Source organism: Labilibaculum sp. K2S (genome assembly GCF_030372765.1).
Taxonomy (GTDB): Bacteria; Bacteroidota; Bacteroidia; order Bacteroidales; family Marinifilaceae; genus Labilibaculum.
Map to the genome: position 1 here is coordinate 1 of NZ_JAUCMW010000067.1, position 1,372 is coordinate 1,372.

Consider the following 1,372-nt stretch of genomic DNA (forward strand, 5'->3'; position numbering starts at 1 on the left):
ACCGGCTCTCCTTTGGGTGATGCTAATCCCAACGATCCCAACGGCGATGGCAATACCAGCGATGCAACAACAGGTAAAGCTGGAGATATAAAGTACAATACCACGACTAAAACACTTTGGTTTCACGACGGAGCTCAATGGAATCCAATTAATACGGACAAGCAGTTGTTTAGTGAAATATTAACAACAGACAACGATGCAGGAGCTAAACAAATTAAGAATTTGCTTGATCCTACCGATGATAAAGATGCCGCAACAAAGATTTATGTTGACGGTCAGCTTTCTTCAAAAGTAGATAAAGTTGCGGGTAAGGTGTTGACTTCTAATGATTATGCCGATGCAGATAAAGCAATTGTTGCAGATGCAGAGAAGAAGAGCAATAAAAATTCAGCCGGAGGTTATGCTGGTTTGGATGCGAACAAGAAGATTGACGAGTCTCAATTGCCTAAAATAGTCCTTGGTAATGTTTATGGTGTAAATTCAGAGGCAGAACAATTGGCATTAGCTGCTGTAAGTGGTGATGTTGCCGTACGAAGTGACGAAAATAAATCGTACGTGCACAACGGAGGAACTACAGCTACAATAGCTGACTGGACTGAATTGAAAACCCCGACAGGAGAAGTGTTTAGTGTGAACGGTAAAAAAGGGGATGTAGTTATAAATGCTGCAGATATAGCCGATTTACAGACTGCCATTAATAGCATGGTAGATTTAAGTACGGTTTATACCAAATCAGAATCTAACAATCTGCTGGATGCTAAGATAGACAAACCAACGGGAATTAATGATAAAATATTGATAACCGATGGTTCGGGTAATTTGGTATGGGCAAATCAAAACAGCTTCAGCAATACCGACAATCAAAACCTGAGTTTGACAGGAACAAATTTATCTATTGCCAATGGCAATACTGTTGATTTATCAGGCATAAATTCCGATAATCAGTTATTGACTAAGCTAGGATCAACCATTAGTTTGGAAGATGGAGGCAGTGTAGTTCTTAACGACGACGATGCGGGCAATGAGATTCAGGTTTTGAGTTTGTCAGGCAGTAGCTTAAGTATAAGCAATGGAAACAATGTTGATCTTTCCAATGTAAGTTCTGATGATCAAAACCTGGGAGAAGTATTAACTCAAGGGAACGACGCAGGAGCTAAACAAATTAAGAATTTGCTTGATCCTACCGATGATCAGGATGCAGCAACAAAGGTTTATGTTGACGATGCAGTTACAGCAGGAGCCCCTAATGCAAGTACAACAGTAAAAGGTATTGTACAGTTGGCAGGAGATTTAGCTGGTACAGCGGCTTTACCTGTAATTGCGGCCGATGCGGTCACCTCTGCAAAAATTCTGGATGGAACGATTGCCGTTG

The 1,372-nt window shown here is 40.9% G+C and carries 1 protein-coding gene; it reads left to right on the forward strand.

What is annotated here, in order from left to right; all coding sequences use genetic code 11:
* Positions 1-1,372 (forward strand): hypothetical protein (locus QUH73_RS20710; RefSeq protein ID WP_289532351.1); only part of this gene is annotated, 1,372 nt, incomplete at both ends.